At 44.8% G+C, this 23,057-nt stretch carries 18 protein-coding genes; 9 read left to right on the top strand and 9 right to left on the bottom strand.

Going from position 1 to position 23,057, the window contains the following annotated elements:
- Positions 1-93: 93 nt before the first annotated feature.
- The 4 genes from KDM92_RS11260 to KDM92_RS11245 form a co-directional block, all read right to left on the bottom strand.
- Complete coding sequence (locus tag KDM92_RS11260) at positions 94-456, bottom strand: hypothetical protein (protein ID WP_212684483.1); 363 nt, start codon at positions 454-456, stop codon at positions 94-96.
- 110 nt (positions 457-566) lie between these two features.
- Positions 567-1,238 (bottom strand): DsbA family protein, encoded by a 672-nt coding sequence (locus KDM92_RS11255; protein WP_230408305.1) that lies wholly within the window; start codon positions 1,236-1,238, stop codon positions 567-569.
- A gap of 15 nt (positions 1,239-1,253) precedes the next feature.
- The gene (locus KDM92_RS11250) at positions 1,254-2,363 is read right to left on the bottom strand and encodes an anhydro-N-acetylmuramic acid kinase (protein ID WP_212684482.1); all 1,110 of its coding nucleotides are present in this window, start codon (positions 2,361-2,363) and stop codon (positions 1,254-1,256) included.
- Between the two features lie 76 nt (positions 2,364-2,439).
- Entirely contained in the window at positions 2,440-3,834 is a 1,395-nt protein-coding gene (locus tag KDM92_RS11245) for a M23 family metallopeptidase (RefSeq protein ID WP_212684481.1), read from the bottom strand.
- 264 nt (positions 3,835-4,098) lie between these two features.
- On the opposite strand from KDM92_RS11245, the gene tyrS reads away from it, so the two are divergent.
- The 5 genes from tyrS (at position 4,099) to KDM92_RS11220 (ending at position 11,290) form a co-directional block, all read left to right on the top strand.
- On the top strand, positions 4,099-5,358 hold the full coding sequence (tyrS, locus tag KDM92_RS11240) for a tyrosine--tRNA ligase (RefSeq protein ID WP_212684479.1): 1,260 nt from the start codon (positions 4,099-4,101) through the stop codon (positions 5,356-5,358).
- Entirely contained in the window at positions 5,355-5,810 is a 456-nt protein-coding gene (gene dtd / locus KDM92_RS11235; protein WP_212684477.1) for a D-aminoacyl-tRNA deacylase, read from the top strand. The genes tyrS and dtd overlap by 4 nt, the downstream gene beginning before the upstream one ends.
- 13 nt (positions 5,811-5,823) lie before the next feature.
- Positions 5,824-6,492, top strand: a complete 669-nt coding sequence (locus tag KDM92_RS11230) for a histidine phosphatase family protein (protein ID WP_212684475.1) — start codon at positions 5,824-5,826, stop codon at positions 6,490-6,492.
- 176 nt (positions 6,493-6,668) lie between these two features.
- Complete coding sequence (locus tag KDM92_RS11225) at positions 6,669-8,807, top strand: TonB-dependent receptor plug domain-containing protein (protein ID WP_212684473.1); 2,139 nt, start codon at positions 6,669-6,671, stop codon at positions 8,805-8,807.
- A 299-nt stretch (positions 8,808-9,106) separates the two neighbouring features.
- The gene (locus KDM92_RS11220) at positions 9,107-11,290 is read left to right on the top strand and encodes a TonB-dependent receptor plug domain-containing protein (RefSeq protein ID WP_212684471.1); all 2,184 of its coding nucleotides are present in this window, start codon (positions 9,107-9,109) and stop codon (positions 11,288-11,290) included.
- Positions 11,291-11,346: 56 nt separating this feature from the next.
- Here KDM92_RS11220 and KDM92_RS11215 read toward each other — a convergent pair whose 3' ends face one another.
- Together KDM92_RS11215 and KDM92_RS11210 are read right to left on the bottom strand one after the other, a co-directional pair.
- Positions 11,347-12,714, bottom strand: coding sequence for an amidohydrolase (locus KDM92_RS11215; RefSeq protein WP_230408304.1), 1,368 nt, complete (start codon positions 12,712-12,714; stop codon positions 11,347-11,349).
- A gap of 212 nt (positions 12,715-12,926) precedes the next feature.
- On the bottom strand, positions 12,927-13,766 hold the full coding sequence (locus KDM92_RS11210; protein WP_212684469.1) for a hypothetical protein: 840 nt from the start codon (positions 13,764-13,766) through the stop codon (positions 12,927-12,929).
- Between the two features lie 380 nt (positions 13,767-14,146).
- Here KDM92_RS11210 and KDM92_RS11205 point away from each other — a divergent pair, with 380 nt between their 5' ends.
- The 4 genes from KDM92_RS11205 (at position 14,147) to KDM92_RS11190 (ending at position 19,872) form a co-directional block, all read left to right on the top strand.
- Positions 14,147-14,845 carry a FadR/GntR family transcriptional regulator gene (locus tag KDM92_RS11205; RefSeq protein ID WP_212684467.1) on the top strand — a complete coding sequence of 233 codons (699 nt, stop codon included), beginning with the start codon at positions 14,147-14,149 and terminating at the stop codon, positions 14,843-14,845.
- Positions 14,846-15,185: 340 nt separating this feature from the next.
- Positions 15,186-16,592, top strand: coding sequence for a glycoside hydrolase family 88/105 protein (locus KDM92_RS11200; protein WP_212684465.1), 1,407 nt, complete (start codon positions 15,186-15,188; stop codon positions 16,590-16,592).
- Between the two features lie 75 nt (positions 16,593-16,667).
- Positions 16,668-17,954, top strand: coding sequence for a DUF4861 family protein (locus KDM92_RS11195; protein WP_230408303.1), 1,287 nt, complete (start codon positions 16,668-16,670; stop codon positions 17,952-17,954).
- A 70-nt stretch (positions 17,955-18,024) separates the two neighbouring features.
- The gene (locus KDM92_RS11190; protein WP_212684463.1) at positions 18,025-19,872 is read left to right on the top strand and encodes a glycoside hydrolase family 28 protein; all 1,848 of its coding nucleotides are present in this window, start codon (positions 18,025-18,027) and stop codon (positions 19,870-19,872) included.
- 81 nt (positions 19,873-19,953) lie between these two features.
- Here KDM92_RS11190 and KDM92_RS11185 read toward each other — a convergent pair whose 3' ends face one another.
- The 3 genes from KDM92_RS11185 to KDM92_RS11175 all read right to left on the bottom strand — a co-directional run bounded on the left by KDM92_RS11185 (position 19,954) and on the right by KDM92_RS11175 (position 23,008).
- Complete coding sequence (locus tag KDM92_RS11185) at positions 19,954-20,289, bottom strand: sulfite exporter TauE/SafE family protein (RefSeq protein ID WP_329603155.1); 336 nt, start codon at positions 20,287-20,289, stop codon at positions 19,954-19,956.
- 480 nt (positions 20,290-20,769) lie between these two features.
- Complete coding sequence (locus KDM92_RS11180; RefSeq protein ID WP_212684461.1) at positions 20,770-21,951, bottom strand: serine hydrolase domain-containing protein; 1,182 nt, start codon at positions 21,949-21,951, stop codon at positions 20,770-20,772.
- Positions 21,952-22,312: 361 nt separating this feature from the next.
- A complete protein-coding gene (locus KDM92_RS11175; protein WP_212684459.1) occupies positions 22,313-23,008 on the bottom strand; it encodes a hypothetical protein in 696 nt (231 codons plus the stop codon).
- Between the last annotated feature and the right edge of the window lie 49 nt (positions 23,009-23,057).

Here is a 23,057-nt window from a genome sequence, read left to right as displayed (position 1 = left end):
GACTACACCAGCATCCCAAACAAAAGGAAATTAGAAAACGTAATGAAAAAAAAGCGGCTAGAGAGCCGCTTTTTTTGCTAACGGGAACGCGAATTATTTGCATGAAACAACAACGTTCTCTGAATAACGCCACATTTTTTCTGTGGAATAGTCTGTTGTAGAGCCGAACGCACCGCCGCTGAGAATGTTAATAAAGAACTTTGGATCAACAGATTTCTCTACTGAAGTTTCTTTTGCACAACCTTCGGTTGAAACCAATACCATCTTATTTTTGTTTTCGCGTGTGACATTCACAATTCCTGGTGCTTTAAATGTCGCACCATCAATCGTGCCGCTGATTTCTTTGCCATTTGATGCAGAAACATTAATTGCTTGTGTCTTGTCATTCAAAATAGATGCGCAGCCGGACAGAGCAAATACGGCGAATAAAGAAGTGAATAAAGCTGTCTTTTTCATTAGAGAATTTCCGATCTTTCTAGATATAGTTTTCAAAAAATATGAAGCAATATTATACATCAGACAAGTTTTATTTTGTTTAATATTTTTCTGCATATTTTTTAATCAATCTAGCTTAGACCCTGTAAAACTTCTTTGAAATTTTTAGAAATCACTTCAGCCTTTGCGTAGCCAGAACTGAGCATGTGCAAGCCATCTTCTCTAACGAGCAATAGAACTGGAAAGCCACGCACGCCCCATTGTTGAATTTGTTGAAAATGCAGTCGTGTTTCATCTTTACACTCTGCTGAAGAGAGCGTCTCTAAGAAACTATCGTAATCAAAAACTTCCGCTTGCTCGAATCGGTTGAGCGCTTCGACCGCGATCTCTGCTAACAGAGTTTCTTGAGTAACATTCTTTCCCTCAGCATAAAAGGCATGCTGAATTGCTTGAAACACAGCGAAATTGATTTTTGTTGGCATATCTTGCGTCAGCATTTTCGCAGCGACGACGGCACGACATGCGGGTTCTGTATCGTAGATAAAATTGGGCTTATTCAAGCCTGTCATATCAAACGGTAATCCGCTCACTTGCTGTACTTTTTCCCAATGCGACAAAATCATATCGCGCTGGTCTGCATCCATTTTTTGCGTGTTATATGCGCGTAAGCCACCCAGCACAATATCTAATTCAGCGTCTGGCATATCGGCTAAAAATTTTTGCAACTCCAAACTAAATCCATAGCACCAAGAGCACATCGGGTCGGCGATATAAAGGAACTTGCTTGTCATATTCTGATTCATCGTCTCTTAATAAAATTAAGCTGGATATAAAGCGCCGAGAATTCGTGCGCCACGTGCTGCGGTTACTTCGCTCAAGTTAGCCGTCTTTCTTTGCACAAATCGTTGTGCGAGCCAAGCAAACGCAATTGCCTCTACATGATTCGCAGCAATCCCCAAACTATCGGTGGTGTCAATCTGTCTGCATGGCATGCGATCGGCAAGTTGTTGCATCAGAGTTTGATTATAAGCACCACCGCCACACACATAGACTGCCTGACAGTCTGGCGCGAATTGCGCAATCGCATCGCTGATCGTCGCAGCAGTGAAACTACACAAACTGGCTTGCACATCGACTGGGCTTAATGTGGCAAACTGCGCCAACTTGGCTTGCAGCCAAGACGAATGGAAAAGATCTCTTCCGGTGCTTTTTGGTGGTGGCATCTTAAAGAAATCTTCATCACACAAACTCGCAAGCAAAGCGTCATGCGTTTGTCCTTGAGCAGCCCACGCACCATCGACATCGTAAGCAAGTCCATGATGTTGATGTATCCAAGCATCCATTAACAGATTACCTGGGCCAGTATCAAATCCTATAGTGCGGCCATCTGCATGCAGTGCGCTGATATTACTAATGCCACCGATGTTTAATACCACACGGCACTCGCCCTCTTTGGCAAACATCGCGCGATGAAATGCCGGAACCAAGGGCGCGCCCTGCCCACCCGCCGCGATGTCGCGACTACGAAAATCAGCGATGACATCAATTCCAGTCAACTCCGCTAACAGTGCGGGATTATTCGTTTGTCTAGTAAATCCCAAATCAGGTCGATGCCGAATAGTTTGCCCATGCACACCAATCGCTTGCACGAACACTTCTGGGCACTGGCGACATAACGCGTGTACACAGTCAGCGTAAATCCTTACCAATTGATTTGCTAATAAAGCTTCGCGTTCAATCTCATTTTCGCCAGCCTGCTGCAATTGCATCGCCTGCCGCTTCAACTCGATAGAAAACGGCACATGCGCACTGGCATGCAAATGCAAAGTTGCGCCCTGGTCTTCTGAAAACGAGACCAACACGCCATCAACACCATCCAAGCTCGTTCCCGACATGAGGCCAATATAGCAACTCGATTTTTCTTGCATAAGCATTCGCTCAAATTAGATGTTCACAACAAAAAAGCCGAACTAGGTTCGGCTTCGTTGACATGCAAGTTATAACTTAACGTGCCGCGACCAAAGTTGCAGAATTTCTTTCTGGTCGCAATAAATCAAAGCGGTGTGCCATTTCGGCAGCAACAGCTCTAAATTTTGGCAACTCGTGCGCCGCCAATGCCGCTGCACTTTGCACGCTAATGGTATTTGGATCACGCGGCTCATTGTTAACGCGGAACTCATAATGCAAATGCGGTCCAGTTGACCAGCCGGTAGAGCCAACATAACCAATTACTTGACCTTGTGTGACTCGCGTGCCTTTGCGAGCGCCCGGTGCAAAACGACTCATGTGTGCATAAGCAGTGCTGTAGCCATTCCAATGCTTAATGATCACCATATTGCCATAACCACCTTGTGGTCCAGCGTGTTCGATGGTGCCATCCGCCGATGCGCGGATTGGTGTTCCAGTTGCAGCAGCGAAATCGATGCCAGTATGACGTTTCCACTTACCTGAGATTGGATGCACACGCATAGAAAAACCGGAAGATACCCGAGAGAATTCGAGTGGCGATTTTAAGAATGCTTTTTTCAATGATTTGCCATCAAAGCTATAGTAACCACCTTCACCAGCACCTTCATCAAACCAAACTGCTTGCGACAATTTACCTGAATTTTTAAATTCACCAGACAACAAACGTCCGGTCTTCACTAATTCGCCATTGAGCCAGAAGGTTTCGTACACAACGTTGAAATAATCTCCACGTTGCAGACGACGGAAGTCGATACTTGTTTCAAACATCTTCACAATTTGATCAGCAATCGCTGCTGGAATCAATGCCTTATCCGTTGCAACGAACAAGGAAGATTGAATATCACCTGAGCGCATTTCAATACGACGTTCAAGTTGTTCATTCACTTCAGCAGCTTGAAATCCATTTTGATCACGTCGAGATACGAGCAAAGTCTTAGCAGCGTTATCGTTGCCATCCAACCCCACGCGCAACCACTCTAAGGTACCTTCATCGGTGGTCTTTACGCGAATCGATTTGCCCGCACGTGCTTGCAACACGCCACGCGCAACCGGATCGGTCTTTAAAAAATTCGCTGCATTGACATCATCAACACCTAGGCGCTGCAACAAAGAAGCCAAGGTGTCGCCACGTTGGATTTTTTCTTCTTTGACATAGTGCTGTTGCTGCAACACGATTTTAGAAATTTGCTCATCTAAAGATGGCAACACCAAGTCTTGCGTCACCGTCTTGACGGGAAGATTGGAAGCGTCTGGTGCCAATGGAGCAACACCGACCGCACCCACTGCACATACGGCAAAGAACAAGCCTGTAAAAGGAATCACACGCGACGCACGCATACCACGTGCATTCGCAATGCTGACTTCAATCAGGGATTTGACTTTAACTTGCGTAGTTGCAGCTAATTGACGGAATTTATCGGATAAACGCATGCAATAAGTTAAAATTGATATTTCGCTGTCAGATCATGAAATCTGGCACCAAATAGCTTGTTTGCAAACCCACTTCTTTTATTTTTATTAATTTATTATTGAAAATGGGGGCGAAAATTAGTCGCCCGATTGTAAAGCAAATGGCGAATAATGCAAGCTAACGATTATGCGAGCGAGCGACTTTTTTCGCTAGTCTTGTTACAAAACTTTTTGACATACTTTGATTCATCTCGAATTCTATTTAATTAATTAGTAAATACCATCATGACCTTGCCACAATCCAATGATAAAGCGCCCAGCGCTACGACTCTTCTGCCGCTTTCTGATGCAGTGCAACACGCGTTAGCGGTTACCAAACGCGGTGTCGATGAACTATTAATTGAATCCGAATTTGCACAAAAATTAGCGCGTAGCGAAAAAACCGGCAAACCACTACGAATCAAATTAGGACTTGATCCTACAGCACCTGATTTGCACCTAGGTCACACCGTAGTCTTGAATAAGATGCGCCAATTGCAAGATTTAGGACATACCGTCATTTTCTTGATTGGTGACTTCACTTCAATGATTGGTGATCCATCTGGCCGCAATGCAACTCGCCCACCATTGACGCGTGAACAAATCGAGGAAAATGCACAAACCTATTTTAAGCAAGCATCCTTGGTATTAGACCCAAGCAAAACTGAAATTCGCTACAACTCCGAATGGTGCGATCCACTCGGTTCACGTGGTTTGATCCAGCTTTCGTCTAAATACACCGTGGCGCGCATGATGGAGCGCGATGACTTCACCAAACGCTTTAAAGCAGGTACGCCAATTTCTGTGCACGAATTCTTGTATCCATTGATGCAAGGCTATGATTCTGTTGCCCTGCATGCGGATTTGGAATTAGGCGGAACAGATCAGAAATTCAATCTGTTGGTCGGTCGTGAACTACAAAAAGACTATGGGCAAGAGCAACAATGTATTTTGACGATGCCATTACTAGAAGGTTTAGATGGCGTGGAAAAAATGTCCAAATCGAAAAACAACTACATCGCGATTACCGAACCAGCCAATACGATGTTCGCCAAAGTCATGAGTATTTCTGACGAAATGATGTGGCGCTACTACGATTTACTGTCGTTCTGCTCCTTAGAACAAATCGCGCAATACAAAAAATCTGTCGCAGAAGGTCAAAATCCACGCGACATCAAAGTCGCTATTGCACAAGAAATCGTCACGCGCTTCCATAACAAACAAGCGGCGGAAGATGCGTTGGCAGATTTTGTGAATCGATCAAAAGGCGGCATCCCTGACGACATCGCTGAAGTTAGTTTAAGCGGCGCACCAATCGGGATTGCACAATTGCTGAAACAAGCCAATTTGTGTGCTTCCACTTCAGAAGCAATGCGCATGGTTGATCAAGGTGGTGTGCGTATCGATGGCGCAGTGATCAGCGACAAGCAATTACAAGTACAGGCGGGTACGGTTGTGCTGCAAGTCGGTAAACGTAAATTTGCGAAAGTCACACTGACAGCATGATCGCTTTACTGCAACGCGTCACACATGCCCAAGTCGTCGTCGATGGCGCCACCATAGGCGCGATCGACGCTGGATTGATGGTGCTAGTTTGCGCCGAACGCAATGACACCGAGAAAGATGCTGAGCAATTACTGACGCGATTGCTCAGCTATCGCGTGTTCTCAGACGATGCTGGCAAAATGAACCGCAGCGTGACTGATGTACAAGGTGGCTTGCTCCTAGTGCCACAATTTACCCTTGCCGCCGATACGCAATCTGGTACGCGCCCTTCATTCACTCCAGCAGCTCCACCTGCACTCGGCAAACAATTATTTGATCACTTTGTCGCGTTGGCAAAACAACGACATGCATACGTCGAAACAGGCCAATTTGGTGCAGATATGAAAGTCACCCTGACCAATGACGGCCCCGTAACCTTTTGGTTACAAACTAAAGCCAAAGCAGATACATAAACTAGAAAAATAAGTGCGCACAGAAATTTTATTAATTCGTCACGGCGAAACAGCATGGAACGCCGTGCGCAAATTACAAGGTCACTTAGATATTCCACTCAATGCGGAGGGGCGACGTCAAGCCAAAGCACTTGCTGCAGGATTGCAGCATGAAACGCTGGCCGCCATCATTTCTAGCGATCTACAACGCGCGATGCAAACGGCTGGCGAGATCGCCCGCTTGCAAGGCATACCAACCAAAATCGATGCAGCATTGCGCGAACGCTGCTTTGGTGATTTTGAAGGAAAGCTATACAGCGAGCTACCGGAACTTTATCCAGATGAGTACGCGCAATGGCGCGCGCGCGATCCTGATTTTCATTTTCCCGCCAAACAAGACGATCCCAACAACGTCGGTGAGAGCATACGAGAATTTCAGCACCGAACCATCGATGCAATATCGCACTATGCGAACCAATATCAAGGCAAGAAAATCGCCATCGTTGCCCACGGCGGCGTACTCGAATGCGCCTATCGCGCTGCCATGAAGCTGCCACTGAATGCCGAACGAACCATTACCATTTACAACGCGAGCATCAATCGCTTTTCTTTCGAAAACGGTGAACTCTCACTCATCGACTGGGGAGATGTGACGCATCTAGGGAATGAAATTCTGGACGAGATTGCAGGCAATACTAAATAAGCCTTCAACAAATCAACCAATAATTTGCACAGAATTTCTATCTTAGTCTGATTGACTATTGAGCACTTAAGCAACAGAATCCAAGATTGCAAAAATAAATCTAATTGCTTATTTACTTCATGCCAAGTGCACCACTTCAACAACATCGAAAGCGCATTCGCGTAATCTCTCTTACGATGTTACTGCTAGCAAGCGCTTATGCACTGCCACAAGAAGTCACGCCATCGACCGCAGCACCATCAAGCACACAGCAAAGCCAAACCAAATCGCAACAAATTGAAATTAAAGCGAAGAGTGAAATAGAAAATGCGAGGGGTGATACTGCTGCCAAGACTGTAATAAGCAATGAAGAACTCATGCGCTATGGCGATACCAATATCAACGACGCGATGAAGCGCGTCTCTGGCGTACTTGTCGTCAAAGATCAATTACAGTTGCCAGGCATGAATGCGGGATACACGCAGATTTTAATTGATGGCGAACCACCGCGCGGGGTATCCATTAACGATTTACCGATGACGTTAATCGAACGTGTTGAAATCTATCGCGCTGGCAACGCGCAATTTAGCAGTCAAGCCATCGCAGGAACGATCAATATCGTACTCAAACGTATTCCTAGCAATCAGCGCAATCAATTAAAAGTCAACTTCGCCAATAGCTATCGAAACACTGGTGCAGTCGAATGGTTGGTATCCGATAAGCAAGATAAACTATCTTACTCTTTATCCCTCAGTGCCAGAGATAGTGGTGGCTTAAGTAGTGCTTCAACAGCCTACATCAATGAATTTTTTGATGAGAAAAATCAACTGATAAGAAAATTCACTCAGCAGGATTTACGCGACTTGACCGCCCACAGTTTTCGTATCAACCCTCGGATCCAATACACGAATGAGGCCGGAACTACTCTCACTTCTTCCTCTTCATTGAATGCCAATCGTGCAAAATTCACTCAGGACACGAGCAATTTATTTTTAATTGGTTCAACTTTACCGGTAGGGAAAAACACGCAAAACTATCGCAGCGACAGCAATTTTGGCAGCACCAATCTAAGATTGTTAAGCACAACAAATAAGCTCAAATTCGACATAAGTGCAGGTCTCACCTTGATCACCAATATGATCAAATACTCCGATACCGCGAAGAATCCTGATGATCGTGCATCACTTGATCGAGACTTATATATTCATCGCAAAACCCGCGCTTTCAATCACTCTGGAAAAATTACCGTGGCTGGCGATGAAGAACACGATATCGTTGGCGGCTGGACTCTTTCAAGATCGATAGACAACAGCAGAAAAAATGAGCAGCAAGTAAATCACTTACCTACATCCACTGAAAACAGCCTTCAAACCACGGCAGTAGCGATCAATAATCTCGCTTTCTTCATTCAAGATGAATGGAGGTTTCGCAAACAATCATCTGCCTACTTCGGTTTGCGATGGGAGGCAATTGAGTTACAAAGTGAAAGCACGGCTCACGCCAAAATAAAGCACCAATCAAGTGTTCTGAGCCCGATAATGCAAACGCTATGGCAACTCAATCCTGAAAATACAGATCGCGTGCGTCTAGGCTTATCCAGACACTTTAAGGCACCTTCGGAGTTTCAGCTTGCATCACCGATCTACAATTCACTCAACAATTCGATGATCGACCCAAATCGTCGTGGTAGCCCGAGCTTACGCCCAGAATCAGCTTGGTCTTTAGATGCGGCTTTCGAGCACAATGGCAAAGACGAACTGAACTACACAATTCGCGGAAAAGTACGTCACATCACGGACTTGCATCAAGAAGTTATTAGCTATGACGGGAACCTATGGTGGTACTCTCTAGTCAATGCGGGAAAAGCGATCAGCAAGAGCATAGAATTTGATCTGCAATTTCCACTCAAAAGATGGATAAAGGACTCACCGAACATCGATATCAGTTTTGACCTAAACAAACATTGGTCTAGCGTCTCCAATTTACCTGGGCCAGCCAACATCCTCAGTCCAAATACATTCAACACGAAATTAAGTATGGATTATCGCGCAAAGGATCTACCTCTCACTTTAGGATATAACGTCAGATATAGCGATAGTCGCTGGCAACAAACGAGTAACACACAACGCATATACAATCCAACGCCACTTGCGCTTGATCTCTACGCAGTGTGGAAGTTCGATCAGAAAACTCTACTGCGTACATCGATAGATAATTTATTGAAACGCCAGTCTAACAATTTCAGTGAGCAGCGATTTGCTGGCTTACGCACACTGAGCCGATGGCATTCACCGGAATATCGTAAAGTGTCTCTCGCCCTTGAACACCAATTCTAGATAAACAAAGCGATCGAGCAGACTAATAGTACGGAGCACTTAATATCATTAAATACATCTGTTCATACCGCTCATAATTTCAACAACGTCTACCTTAATCGTCGGCGAACTCAATATGCGTCCTCACGTTGATGAATTGTTCCGAGATGCGCATTTCGCGCTAAGCTTCTTTGGAACATACCTGAGAAAAACTCCCGACAAATACAGCACACAATTATCAGTGCATAAATAAGCGCATAAAATTGACAATTAATCTAAACACGATGAAAATATTTAATCATTAATTTTCATTCCCTCTCATGCCCTTCAAAACCTCAACCCTGTTGCAGGCCTCACTGCTAGCAACAGCTTGCCTATGCTCCCCCATTCAAGCACAAACACAAGCTGCTTCCACCAACGTTAAGCAAGAGAGTAGTCAAGAAAAGATACAAGCGGTTGAAGTCAAAGCAAAAAGTGAAATCGAAAATCTAAGTCGTGATGCCGCTGCAAAAAACATCGTTAGCAATGCCGATCTGGCACGTTACGGAGACACCAACATCACCGAAGCAATGAAACGCGTGCCCGGTGTCATCGTCATCAAAGGTGTAATGCAATTGCCTGGATTAAACAGCGGCTATACACAAATCCTTGTTGATAATGAGCCACCACGCGGCATCAATATCAATGACATCCCCATGCAAAGTATAGAGCGTGTGGAAATCTATCGTTTAGGAAGTGCGGAATTTAGCAGTCAAGGAATAGCGGGGACGATTAATATCGTTTTGAAAAAAATTCCGCAGACTAAGCAACAAAACATCAACTTTGGCGTAACTCACGAATTAAAAACATCGCCCTATGTAACATGGACCAGTTCGGACAAATGGGACGAATGGTCATACTCATTGACCACATCTGCTAGAAAGTATGTTTCATACTCAAAGGGGGAGATGCAGAGCTATGAATATAATCGAAGAAACGAACTCATACGCGCATACTCTACTGCCGACAATTCTGAATTTCCAGTAAAGAGCTTTTATGTGAGTCCGGTAATTCAATATAAAAAACCTGACGGACTGAATCTCAAACTAACAAGCTATGTTCAAACCAGTGAAGGACAAAATACTGCTGAGCAAGAATATTTCTTTCAGAAAGGTAGTCCAGTTCCCTATCCTCGCATCCACCGATCGAATAAGCTACATGACATAAATGGCGGCACCACTCTCAAAGTTTTAGATAAGCTCGGCGAGGTAACCAAGATCGACCTTAGTGTGGGATTATCTGGTAAACGGAATCAATTCCGAGATCAAGATAGTAATTTTGATCAACAGAATCGCTTACTATTTGATCGTCAAGTGCATTCACAAGAGCTTGAAAACAGAATCAATACATCACTCAAACTAAGCGTCCTCACCGTTGAAGAGCACGACTTGGTTGGTGGCATCAATCTCTCTAGCATCAATAACCGTCAACAGCGCCACCAAGAATTAACTGGCCCCTTCCCCCCACCGGTACTTATAGTTGACAGAGAGCCGCATCAAAATACACATTCAGTCGTCAACAATTACGCAGCTTTCGTTCAAGATGAATGGAGATTTCGCAAAGAATCTTCTGCTTATTTAGGCCTACGTTGGGAATCCGTCGCGGTTTCTAGTGAAGGCACTGCGCAACTCTCTGCTAGAAATATATCTAGTGTCTGGAGTCCGATCTTGCAAACACTTTGGCAGTTAAATTCAGAAAATACAGACCGTCTTCGATTTGGTGTCTCTCGCACATTCAAAGCACCAGGAAATTTTTTCTTAATTCATCCTAAGTTCGTACTCCCAAATAACTCAGAACAGAATCCGAGCATACACGGCAACCCCATGTTAAAGCCTGAACTCGCTTGGTCACTCGAAGCAAGTTACGAACATAATGATACGAAGGAACTCACCTACAGCGCTAAATTCATCGTACGTCGCATCTCCGATCTACATCGTATGGAAACAAAATTCATCAATGATTTTTGGTGGCGGCAAGTTGTAAACGCTGGCAATGGAGTCAGCAAACGTGTCGATTTAAATACTCAATTTCCGCTCAAGCGGTTTTGGGTGGAGAGTCCCGATATCAATCTCAGTTTTAACATTTCCAAAAATTGGTCGAGCGTGTCTTATTTACCTGCGCCTGACAACAAATTAACATCAACACCAATGAACGCAAGCCTAAACCTCGACTACAACTCGACTAATTTGCCGCTAAGTCTTGGTGGAAATTGGCGCTATCGCCAATCACAGCCCTATTTACTCGCTGAGAATCAGCGTTCCTCGTCTCCGAGTTCAATTGAATTGGATATTTATGGCTTATGGAAATTTACGCCAAAAACAAAACTTCGTTTAGCCATCGATAACTTACTGAATCGCAGATTTCATAATCTAATGCAATGGTTCAATCCCGAAAGCGAAGTGTCTCAATATTCAAGTAATCGCTATTACCGGCAACTCAAACTAAGCTTTGACCATAGCTTCTAGAAAAACCAAAGGCGGTATCTAAACCGCCTTATGAAGTTACATAAAAATCAGTCCAATTACTTCTTCAACAAATCCAACAAAGCAATCACACTCGCCTCAACCCCTGCCCGTACTGCTGGTTCAGGTGTGATTTTAAACAAAGGACTGTGATGACCTGGCACGGCTGGGCCGCCTTTGCTTTCTCTTTCAAAATCTTCTTTTGGCGTGCCACCGATTGAAAAATACACGCTAGGGATATACGGCTCACTCACGAAGAAAGGAAAGTCTTCTGCGCCCATGCCGTCACGCATTTTCGGTGTTGCGAACGCGTCTTTGCCTAGCTTCTCTGTCCAAACTTTTTTCAAATGCTGCGTCAGTGGAATATCGTTCAGAGTTGGAGGTGTTGGCGTATCGACTTCGACCACTTCGGGCAATAAATTTTCTGGTAGACCTGCTGCGCGCGCTGTATTGAGAGCGACACGTTTAATTGCGGACAATAATAGAGCGCGAGTTTCTTTACTTTCGCTGCGCACACTTAATTGCAACTTCGCTTGGTCTGAAATAATGTTGGACTTCGTACCTGAATGGAAGGATCCAACAGTGATCACTGCTGGTTCACGCGGCGCCACTTCACGTGTGACTATCGTCTGTAAAGCTAAAACAATTTGCGAACCGATGACAACCGGGTCTTTGCCCAAATGCGGATAGGCACCATGTGTACCAATACCGTGTACCGTTATCTCCACCGTATCTACGCCAGAATAAGGCGAGCCTTCTTCAGCGACGATCTTGCCAGCTTCTGAGCCAGAATCAACATGGAACGCTAAAGCATATTTAGGTTTCCCAAAACGTTTCCAAATTTGATCTTTCATCATCGCAGCTGCACCACCAACCCGCTCTTCTGCTGGCTGGCCTATCAACATCAAGGTGCCTGACCACTGTTGCTTACGTGCAGCCATTTGTACTGCGGTACCAACTAAACTAGTGATATGCACATCATGACCACAAGCGTGCATCACATGCTGCAATTTTCCATCTGGATCTTTTTGCTGTACTTTCGATGCATACGGCAAACCCGATTTTTCTTCTAAAGGCAGACCGTCCATGTCCGCACGAAGCATGACTAAGGGACCCGGACCATTTTTCAAGATCGCGACCACACCCGTCTTTCCAACCCCTTCGGTAACCTCAAAACCCGCTGCGCGCAATTCCTTTGCCAGACGTGCCGCCGTATTGGTTTCCATAAACGAAAGCTCAGGATTTTGGTGAAAGTACTCAAATAAGGGCTTCAACTGCGATTGATAATTTTTTGCAATCGCCGTTTTGAGTTCACTATCCGCCGCGTTTGCAGATTGTGCAAACGCCCCCATTATCGCCACGGCGACTCCGATTGATCGTAAATTGAATTTCAAGCTTGATCGAATAAGTTGCTTAGTTGGTTTCAAGTGCATCTCCATAATTTAATCGTCGGCATCGAGTTTCCATTGTGCACGATTCATTTTGAACAGAGGATTTTTATAGAGACTTAGGCACGCAATCTGACGCTGATACAACAAGCCTTATTGAAAACAAAATAGTTAGAACTAAATAATGGACGCCGCTACCTATATTCGTTGCCAAAACTAAGCCTGTTAGCGCCAAGCGAGAATCAATAGATTCACCGTTGTTGAATTTGTCTACTACATGCATACGCCATCAAAGCATAACCAAGTATCGGTCCTGCACCAAAGCCCAATAATGGCATAGGGGTAAGTTGTAAAAATGCACAAATATCGATCACAAGATAGTACAAGGCAGGCAAATAGAATGTGGTGTGTTGATGTCGTCGTCCAATCCAAATTAAAGAGATGGGGATAATTGCCAGCACCAACAACAATATTGCAGCAATACTCAAATGCATAGTCGCGCCTAACTGAATCACGCCTTCTACATACGACACGGGTTTTAGAGGATCCGGCTGCGCAGACGACAAAATACTTGCCACTAACAAGGTAATGATGCACATCAGTTTTATCACCGTCCTATTATCCGTGCGCATAATCGATATAAGTCCAATCAATGCGACAGCCAAACTTTGCGACGCATCAGGTTGCCAAGCCAAAGCCGCAGCAATGACCGGATAGAAAAATATCCAAATTTGAGCTTGCGTATTTCTTTGATGAATCAGATTTTCTAGAAGTAAAACGAGTAAGGGTAAAACGCAAGCAGCAATGTAGAGACGAAAGCCTCCCAGCACTAACCACCGTTGCGGATCGGGACTTGATCCGAGTACTGGTGGTAAAAAAAGTAGCAGACCCAAAAATAGAACTAGATAGATGTGCCATTTCGTCGACACCGCAACAAAGTTTCGTCTTGACATTGCGTAGGCAAGACCCAGAGCGAACACACTGACTACGACTTGTTGTATCCACACAAATCTGCTAACACCGACAAACTGCATCAAGACGATACTCATCAACACAGCCGGAATCGGTGCAAAAAAAAGTAAAGATCGCATATTTCGAGAAAAAGAAAAGTTATATAGCATTATTCGTTGCTTCAGACTTACACGTCTTTAGACATCACACTTAATTCTCAGTTCTGTGTATTTAGGTTTGAGCTATCGATGCATTCGTCTAGATAAAGCAAAAAAAGCTAATGAATTTGACGAGCTGATTATATTGATTCCACGACACTAGAAGTTGCGTTTATTAATTAAATTTATCTTTTACCTTAGAACTTGATAGCATGTGCAATAACAACAGCCGCTCAGGCTTATACAATGCAATCAATACATTCACCGCTTGCGGCATTGGACAGACCAATTTAGAATAAACCTTGTCTGCTTGACTTCATTTATCACCCATTTCTTCACGTTCTTCACCACACCGAAACTCAATGAAAAAAGTTGCTGCTGCATTAGAAAATATCGCGCCAGAACCACGCTTATATCGCGTTGTCTCTAACCGCATCCAACAACTGATCAAGGACGAAAATATCGCGGCTGGAGAGCGCCTTCCTTCTGAACGCGATTTAGCTAGCAAGCTCAATGTCAGTCGTGCCTCATTGCGAGAAGCTTTAATTGCCTTAGAACTAGGTGGGATTGTCGAAGTACGCGGCGGCTCTGGCGTCTATGTCAGCGAGCAAGCGAAAGTAGATAAAGATGTACCGGAAGGTGGTCCTGGCCCGTTTGAAGTGTTGTCAGCACGTCGCTTAATTGAATCTGAAGTTGCTGCCATCGCGGCAAAGAATGCGACCGATTCTGCGATTGATGCCATCCTCAAAGCGGTGTTAGAGATGGAACGTCATCACGACAATCGCAATGAAAATGAAATGGCAGATCGCAACTTCCATCTGGCGATTGCACGTGCCACCGGCAATAGTGCTTTAGTTGGGGTGATCGAATATTTATGGAATCAACGTGGTAGCTTGTGGCATAAGTTAAAAGAACATTTTCAAACAGAAGAGTTACGCAAACAAACACTGCTTGATCATCGTGCGATCTTAGAAGCGATCGCAGCGCATGATGCTAATGGCGCAAAACAGGCGATGCGCGCCCATCTCGACCGAGTCAGCCGGACTTTTTCACGCGGATAAATTTTCGCGTATTCATCATAGACTTCGCTCAACAAACGACCAGCTACTAGCTGGTCGTTTGCTTATGTAGCTTTATATAATTTTATGTCTACCCATGTTGACGTGAATTGACATAAATAAGATAACTCGTCTCACTAAACGCTGCACAAACTTGATGTGTAAGGATGTGAATGTAATAAAGTCATATCCTTAGTTATCATTATTTTCTAATAAAAATACGACATTCGGCTAGTCCACATTGCATATTTGGTCTTACCACATTAAAATGGTCTGACCAAATTTAAGCTATTGCAATTAAAGTATTCGATCACGATCAACTCAAAATCATAAAGAGACCGCTATGAAACTTCAGACTACCTTGCTCTGCTCCTTACTTTGCTCGTGCTTGTTGAGCGATATTGCATTGGCCGATAAGCAATATAGAAACCCAGATAATCCTAATTTGGCAGACAAGGGTGAAGGAACTTATCCGATCCCGTATAAAAAACCGGTGATTAAAGAAATTACCGATTCCTTACATAAAATTCGGAACTATCTCGAATCAACTACGCCAACACGAGTAATTAATAAATCGACCGGCGCACCGATTAGCGATTTTAAAAAGCCAATTAAAGAAGCGATCTTTGAACCTAGCAAAGGTGACTACGGCATCATGGTGTATGAGATGGGTGTGGTGCATTCTGGCTTACTGAAAGCACGCGCCGCAACGGATGACAAAAGCTTCACCGATATGACCGAGCGTCATTTCCGCTTCTTCGTTGACACCATGCCTTATTTCAAGGCGCAAGAAGCGCAATTCCACTTGGAACGCGCAAATAGTTTTTCTCGTTTTCTAGACCCGCGTTCGCTAGACGATAGTGGCTCGATGTGTGCCGCACTGATTCGCGCACGCTTGGCCAAAGTTGGGCCAGATTTGAAACACATGATCGACATCTGCGGTAACTGGGTATCAAAACAGCAGTTCCGTTTAGCAGATGGCACACTCGCGCGCAAACGTCCACAGGCGGTTTCCTTATGGGCAGATGATATGTATATGAGCATTCCGGCACTTGCCGAACTAGGTCGACTCACTGGTGACAATGCCTACTTCGACGATGCGGTAAACAATGTGCTGCAAATGTCCGCGTATATGTTTAATGCGCAACGCGGTTTATACACACATGGTTGGAATGAGAACAATCCCGATGCACCACGCTTCTACTGGGCGCGTGCGAATGGCTGGGCAGTATTGGCGATGTCAGATCTGCTCGACGTATTACCGAAAAATCATCCTGGTTATCCGAAAGTATTGAATCAATTACGTGCCAGCTTGAAGGGAATTGCCGAGCTTCAATCTGGCAAAGGTTTATGGCATCAAATGCTAGACCGCAATGATTCCTATCTCGAAACTTCAGCGAGCGCAATGTTTGTGTATGCGATTGCGCATGCGGTCAATCAAGGTTGGATTAGTCCAAGTACTTGGGGCTCTATCGCGCAAGCAGGTTGGATAGGCTTATCAACACGTATCACTGACAAAGGCGAGATTGAAGGAATCTGTGTGGGCACCACCTTCGCTAGCGATCACGCGTATTACTACAATCGTCCGACCAGCGTCGAAGCTTTGCATGGCTATGGACCGATGTTGATGGCTGGAGCCGAAGTCATACAAATGCTAAAGAATCCAGCGTTTAACATTGAACATAAGGTCAGAACTTATCACTACGTGCCGACGGGTGCCGCAAAAACCGATTATCGCGAGCATCACTAATGTAAAGAGCAAGCGCAGAATCCAAACGATACCAGTACTGCCTAAACCTAAACAATTCAGTGATAGGAATGAGACATGCTTCAATTTAACAACCACAAGATGACGCAACCCGGTCAGCGCAACTTGCGATTCAAGCTCAAAGCAGTCGCGCTGGGATTGAGCCTTATGCCAGCAATTGGTTTAGCTCAAGATAAATTCAAAGTAACGGTAACTCATCAGCTAGCCGAAGCGCGTCCTTCAGAAACCATTACGATTCCATGGACGCAAGTAAATCAATATTTGCCAGGTGCGTTGATACAGAAAATTGCAATCAAAGATCAACACGGCAAAGTATTGCCACATCAGGTCACCAATATTGCGCCACAAGCCAAAGACCCGCAGGGAATTGGTATCGCTTATGGTGAACTGATCTTCCAACATCACTTTGCGGCAGGTGAAAAACAAGCAAGCTTTACGATAGAGAAAATCGATACAGTCGCGCCAGTATTTGAGACAAAAACCTTCGCAAGACAGATACCAGAGCGGCTCGATGACTTTGCTTGGGAAACCGATAAGATTGCGCACCGCACCTATGGCCCTGCATTAGCAGCGCCCGCACCTGCTGGCGTGACCAAGGAAGTATTAGTCACCAGCGGTATCGATATTTGGTTTAAGCGCGTGCCCTATCCGATTGTCGATCGCTGGTATAACAAAGGACATGATCATTATCATAAGGACGAAGGCGAAGGTCTCGATATGTATAACGTCGGTCGCTCTCGCGGATGCGGTGGAACTGGCATTTGGGACGGCAAACAATTACATACCAGTATCAATTATTCACAGTGGAAAATACTCGCGAATGGTCCAATCCGCACCATCTTTGAACTGAGCTACCCAAGCTGGGATGCGGCAGGCGTTGCCGTTACTGAAACCAAACGCTTCACGATTGATGCCGGCCATTATCTCGACAAAATTGAGAGTACCTTCCAATTCAATACATCAACTGCCAATCCTCAACTTGTTGCCGCTGTTGGTCTCAACAAAACACCATCCGACAAAGGTCAACAAGCCAAGATTCACGTCGAAAAAGATTTTGCATCATCTTCTTTATCACAATGGATAGAACAATCGGGCAACGGTGCGATTGGCACCGCAATTATTCTTCCAGGTGCGGATGCTTATAGCGAAGATAGTCTCAATCATCTGATCTTGAAACCTGTCACCAGCGGTCAAAAAATGACTTACTACGCAGGTGCGATTTGGGAACGCTGGGGCGATGTAAAAACACAAGAAGCTTGGTTGGATTACATAAACAAAATGGCGGCGCGCTATCGTGATCCGGTCAAAGTAAGTTTAAGTTCGATCGGCAATCAAACGCCTTAATACTAATCAGATTTCAATTTGATTATCTAAACACGTATATCAATTTTCGACCTAAATCATCGAGCACATCATGCCAACCCATCAAATAATCAACCAACAGCGTCGTTCATTACTGCGCTACTCTAGCGCTGCTAGCCTATTCGGCTTATCGACATTCCCTACCCTGAGCCAAGCGACGAGCAATCCAGTAAAACACAATCCGTGGAAACATGCGGAACAAATTATTGCGCAGTTTACTAAGCCGATTAAATTTGCCAAACGCGATTTTCTGATTACACAATTTGGCGCAAAGACGTGCGAACTGCAAAATATCAACGGCCAAGTTGCATCAGATACCGAAGGTGCAATCGAGGGCATTATTCCAACGCCTCAGACTGGCTCAGCCGATTGCTATCAAGCGATTAACCAAGCAATCATCGCCTGCAATAAAGCCGGCGGTGGGCGCGTTGTGATCCCAGCAGGGAATTGGTACTGTGCAGGGCCAATACGTTTGCGCTCAAACGTTCATCTACATCTAGCTGCGAATGCACACGTCTTCTTTAGTGCTAATCCCGCTGACTACGCCAAATATGGCGATATCGATTGCGGTAAAAACGGCAAGCTCGTGGTCTCTCGTTGGCAAGGCAATGATTGCCTCAATTACTCGCCGATGATCTATGCCTACAACGAAAAAAATATTGCGATTACAGGCGAAGATTGGAGCAGTATTTTCGATGGCCAAGGCGGTACGCCATTTGAAGATGGTTCAGGCAATTGGTGGGATTGGAAAGGTCGCAAGAATCCTAAAAAGCCGATTCAATTTTCAGAAGTAAATGTAAATGCAAATAACCCAGAAAATTTAGATCAGCTCGCACCGAATTTAAACGAAGATGCTAAAAAATTGGTGCAAGGCATAGGCGATAAATGGCGCACTGATTCACGCTTTCTACCGGTATTGTCCGAACTCGGCATTCCAACCGCGCGCAGAATATTTGGTATTGGACATTATTTACGTCCGAGCATGATTGAATTGATCGGCTGTCATAACGTGCTATTACAAGGCTATAAAATACAAGCCGCACCGTTCTGGTTGCATCATCCTGTCAAGTGCCGCAAAGTGCATATCAACAAAGTTAATATGGATAGCATGGGACCCAACAGTGATGGTTTTGATCCCGAATCTTGCGACACTGTTTTGATCGAAAACTGCACCTTTAACACTGGTGATGATTGTATCGCCATCAAATCTGGTAAAAACCGCGACACGCAATTTGGTCCAACGCGTAACATTGTCGTGCAACACTGCGTAATGAATAGTGGTCACGGTGCAGTCACTTTAGGTAGTGAGATGGCGGCAGGTATCGAGTATATCTATGCGCAACATTTGGATTTCCGCAATATGAATTGGGATCATGATCCTTTAAATACAGCAATCCGAATGAAGACCAATATGAATCGCGGCGGTTTTCTACGTCACTTCTATGTACGCGATGTGAGTATTCCGAATGGCGTCAAAACCATGCCCGCGTTTTATAAACCTTTGCCAGATTCATTGATAGCACCGCAGTCGGTTCCGTCAACAGCAGGCGCGGTTATCACTATTGATTGTGATTACGCGCCAGCGGATGACAGCGTGCGTATTCGTCCACCAGTGATTTCAGACATCCACGTCTCTGATATTAAAGTTGGCACGGTCAATATCGGCGGAGGAAATTACTCGAGTTATCAAGCATTTGTGTTGCTAGGACCGGTCGCTTCCAGCTATAACGGCAAAACGAAACAAGCGATTTTCCCGATACAAAATGTCAGCATCAGCAATTGCGACTTTGGCACAGTGCGCAATGATAAAGCACCGTGGTTCTTACATCATGTGCAGAATCTGCAATTGCGCAACATCACAATCAATGGAAAATCTTATTCAGAAACGATCTCGACCTAAGCTGGATTGGTGCTAAATTGAAACTAATTTAGATCTAAATCATGCGAGTCATTGTTCAAACAATGACTCGCAAAATATGCCTCACAATTGAAGCGCATCGTAGAGTAACTTGATTCCTGAAATACCCAATAAGCTAGTTGCCAGCGAATAGAAATAGCGCTCTGGAATGATCTTCAATACATACAAACCCAGCCATACACCCGTGGGGGCAAAAATCGCCAAACTTGCGGCAATCTTCCAACTATCTAGCGTGAAAAATCCCAACGCGGCATAGGGCAATAATTTACCCGTATTAAGCACTGTAAAAAATACCGCGGTGGTGGCTACAAAAGTTTGCTTTGCCAAGTTCCTCGCCATCAAATACACCAGAATTGGTGGGCCGCCGGCATGGGCGACCGTGCTAGTGACTCCTGAGATGATGGCACAGAGACGTGCGAAATTTTTCCCAGGTAAATCATGCCAATGTAGTCGCTAGCATAGCTGAACGATTCTGTTCTTCAAATTGGACGCAAAGGGGTACTGTGATGCTTATGGAGTAGCGGCGCTACTCAGGCGAAAACAGCGACAGCATTTTTCTCCAGAACCACATTGGTGACTGGTGCGATTCACGCAACAGCAAGACAAAGCAAAAGGCTTAAAGGCATTTTGAGTTGCATTTGTGATGGCGTTATAGAGAATTTTTTATCGCGGTAGTTCGCGTGTATTTGGTTCGACTACTCGACTACCGGGGGACTTATGGGTGACTCCATGCTTGTTGCAATTGGATAATGGAAAAATAGGGAGTGTAGCGCCTGCCCCAGCCGCGCAACGGCCATATTGAGACACTTAACTGCACTCCCCACAATACCGCGAGCTCATCACTGGGACATTGAAACAGCCCCCGTTGCTACCTAAACATTACTGTTTGGCTGCTTTATCTGCTTGAATCTTCATTTGCACTGCATGCTTCCAAAGTGTCTCGAAGATATTGTAGTAGTGTCCAGATTCTTCATCATGCATAGAAGTGTTTGTAAACAGGATCACGCCGATTTCCTTGTTTGGATCCGCCAGCATGATTGTTCTCACTCCGGGATCGGATCCGTTATGTCCGATCCTAGTGGTGTCGTGCTTCGTGGCCCAGAAAATTCCAGAATTGACCGAGTCTTCCCCTTGTATGTTGACATTATCAGGCTTATTTGCACTGGTGTATTGGAACCTGAGCATCTCGTCGACTGACTTCTGCTCAAGCATTCGCGTCCCTTCATATTTGCCATCATTTAGCAACGCGATAAAGAACTTGGCGAGGTCGGACACTGAGGTGCGGACTCCACCTTCTGGATATGTCGTTATCCCGTACTGTGGAATAGGAATGCGGAGGCCTTGCGAGACGTACAGTCGTGCGTGCTTCGCAGGCGATATTTCAGATAAGAACCAGCCAGAGTTTTTCATTCGCAGAGGGGCAAAGATGTGACGCTTGGTATAGGTATTGAGCTTCTCGCCGACAACAACCTCGACGATGTAGCCAGCCAGCGCAGCTCCAATGTTCGAGTATTCGCGGGACGTCCCCGGTTTGGCCTTTAGGAAGTTGTCGTTCGAATAGTATTTGCCGTTGCGCGCGAAGTAGTTCTGCAAGAAATCGCCAAGGGCTTCCGGAGAGTCGCCTCCGAAGTGATACACGCGTTCGTAGGCCGACTGTCTATCTGTGATTCCCGAGGTGTGGGTAGCCAGTTGCCTTAACGTAATGGGCTCGCTCGGATGATGGGGATTAATAACTTTGAAAGGCAGATAAGAATTGATGTTTTCATCAAGAGAGACTTTTCCCTCTTGTACCGCTCGCATCAGCGCTACACCAGTGAAAGTCTTGCTGATCGATCCGATGTTCATAATTGTATCGGGAGTGAATGCTCTCGCGTGTTCCTTGTCGGCGAAGCCATATCCCTTCATCCAGACTACTTTCTTGTTCACGATAATGGCGCCACCAACTCCGACCATCCCTCCCTCTTTGATTCGCTGCTCGACAATGGCATCAATTTGGGCGTGCACATCTGCAGATTGCGTTTTGGTCTCAACATTTCCATCTAACGACACGCTTGTTTTCATTGCGAAGCTGTTACACGTTGACAATAGCATTGCCAATGAGAAAAAAAATAAGACATACCTTGAAAGCTTAGTAGACATCACCCACCCATAAAATAGTAAAAAAGAATTTGTACTATACATGTCAACATACTTTTGAGACTTCAGAAATATTTATTTGAAATGTATAGAAAATGTATGTTTTTAGCATAATCAGGTATTGAGCTCTCGGGACATGAGATGCTTCCTCGCCCCTTTTGCTCTGTTGTTGAAGGGGATCAGGTTGTTGAGGTTGGGTGTGTCGTAATTGTAGGCGACGATGCCTGGTTGATCCGTGATGCGAGTTACCCTGTTGGGACGTCGTAGATTTATTTGTCCTTACCCCCTATTTGCAGGCTCTTATGGACTCATCACACATATAATTTGCCCTATTCTTTAAAGTTTCTCGTACTCCCATACATTTATAGAGCGCAGCTTTAGCCTTAAGAGTACCCTCAAAATTTAAAGTTAATACCGATTTGCCATCTAAAAGAAGTTCTACTTTACTTTTATCTTCGACAGCTTTTAAAGTTGCCTCCATTTTTACAGGTATGATCAATGCGTTTCCTATATGGAAAAATGGAAACTTTCCCGTTTCACCATTCACACGCATGGTAACCTCGACCTTTTTCATCTCTCCTTTATTTTCAGGAATGCTGCCTCCCCTGTACACTATACTGGACATAGCATCCTTTCCTATTCCCCAGTTATAGAACATGCCTCCCGAATCAAGCTCCACATATGCTGCCATGCAGCGCGGTCCTATTTCAACCTTCTTCCCGTCATATAACACCCAAACACTGTCATCACGCTCCTCATAAATTAACTCTGGATCAGACAAGCCTGGCATCGAAGGCACTGGCATATCATACATTCCTTTGTACTTCATCTTGCTTGTTGGTGCTCCAGATGCTCCAAACAATATATTTGGCAGCCCTACATTAGCTTCTTGTGGATTTGCCCATGCAGCAGAACTTGCATTTGGTAGACATAAGTTTATTGCAGCCAACAACAAAATTTGTGGTGAAATTTTTTTGTACATTTTAATTTCCTCTCCTTTTTCTTCCTTTGATTGTCTACATTTTGAATAC

The organism is Affinundibacterium baiyunense, from assembly GCF_018139645.1.
In the GTDB taxonomy this organism is placed as follows: Bacteria; Pseudomonadota; Gammaproteobacteria; order Burkholderiales; family Burkholderiaceae_D; genus Undibacterium; species Undibacterium baiyunense.
This window is presented reverse-complemented; position numbering and strand designations above follow the sequence as displayed.

Excerpts from the sequence above, each read along its gene's own strand:
- KDM92_RS11195 (WP_230408303.1), top strand. The coding sequence starts at position 16,668 with ATGCTTCAATTTAACAACCACAAGATGACGCAACCCGGTCAGCGCAAC.
- dtd (WP_212684477.1), top strand. The coding sequence starts at position 5,355 with ATGATCGCTTTACTGCAACGCGTCACACATGCCCAAGTCGTCGTCGAT.
- KDM92_RS11175 (WP_212684459.1), bottom strand. The coding sequence starts at position 23,008 with ATGTACAAAAAAATTTCACCACAAATTTTGTTGTTGGCTGCAATAAAC.
- KDM92_RS11190 (WP_212684463.1), top strand. The coding sequence starts at position 18,025 with ATGCCAACCCATCAAATAATCAACCAACAGCGTCGTTCATTACTGCGC.
- tyrS (WP_212684479.1), top strand. The coding sequence starts at position 4,099 with ATGACCTTGCCACAATCCAATGATAAAGCGCCCAGCGCTACGACTCTT.
- KDM92_RS11210 (WP_212684469.1), bottom strand. The coding sequence starts at position 13,766 with ATGCGATCTTTACTTTTTTTTGCACCGATTCCGGCTGTGTTGATGAGT.
- KDM92_RS11255 (WP_230408305.1), bottom strand. The coding sequence starts at position 1,238 with ATGAATCAGAATATGACAAGCAAGTTCCTTTATATCGCCGACCCGATG.
- KDM92_RS11205 (WP_212684467.1), top strand. The coding sequence starts at position 14,147 with ATGAAAAAAGTTGCTGCTGCATTAGAAAATATCGCGCCAGAACCACGC.
- KDM92_RS11250 (WP_212684482.1), bottom strand. The coding sequence starts at position 2,363 with ATGCAAGAAAAATCGAGTTGCTATATTGGCCTCATGTCGGGAACGAGC.
- KDM92_RS11220 (WP_212684471.1), top strand. The coding sequence starts at position 9,107 with ATGCCCTTCAAAACCTCAACCCTGTTGCAGGCCTCACTGCTAGCAACA.
- KDM92_RS11260 (WP_212684483.1), bottom strand. The coding sequence starts at position 456 with ATGAAAAAGACAGCTTTATTCACTTCTTTATTCGCCGTATTTGCTCTG.
- KDM92_RS11245 (WP_212684481.1), bottom strand. The coding sequence starts at position 3,834 with ATGCGTTTATCCGATAAATTCCGTCAATTAGCTGCAACTACGCAAGTT.
- KDM92_RS11180 (WP_212684461.1), bottom strand. The coding sequence starts at position 21,951 with ATGAAAACAAGCGTGTCGTTAGATGGAAATGTTGAGACCAAAACGCAA.
- KDM92_RS11200 (WP_212684465.1), top strand. The coding sequence starts at position 15,186 with ATGAAACTTCAGACTACCTTGCTCTGCTCCTTACTTTGCTCGTGCTTG.
- KDM92_RS11225 (WP_212684473.1), top strand. The coding sequence starts at position 6,669 with ATGTTACTGCTAGCAAGCGCTTATGCACTGCCACAAGAAGTCACGCCA.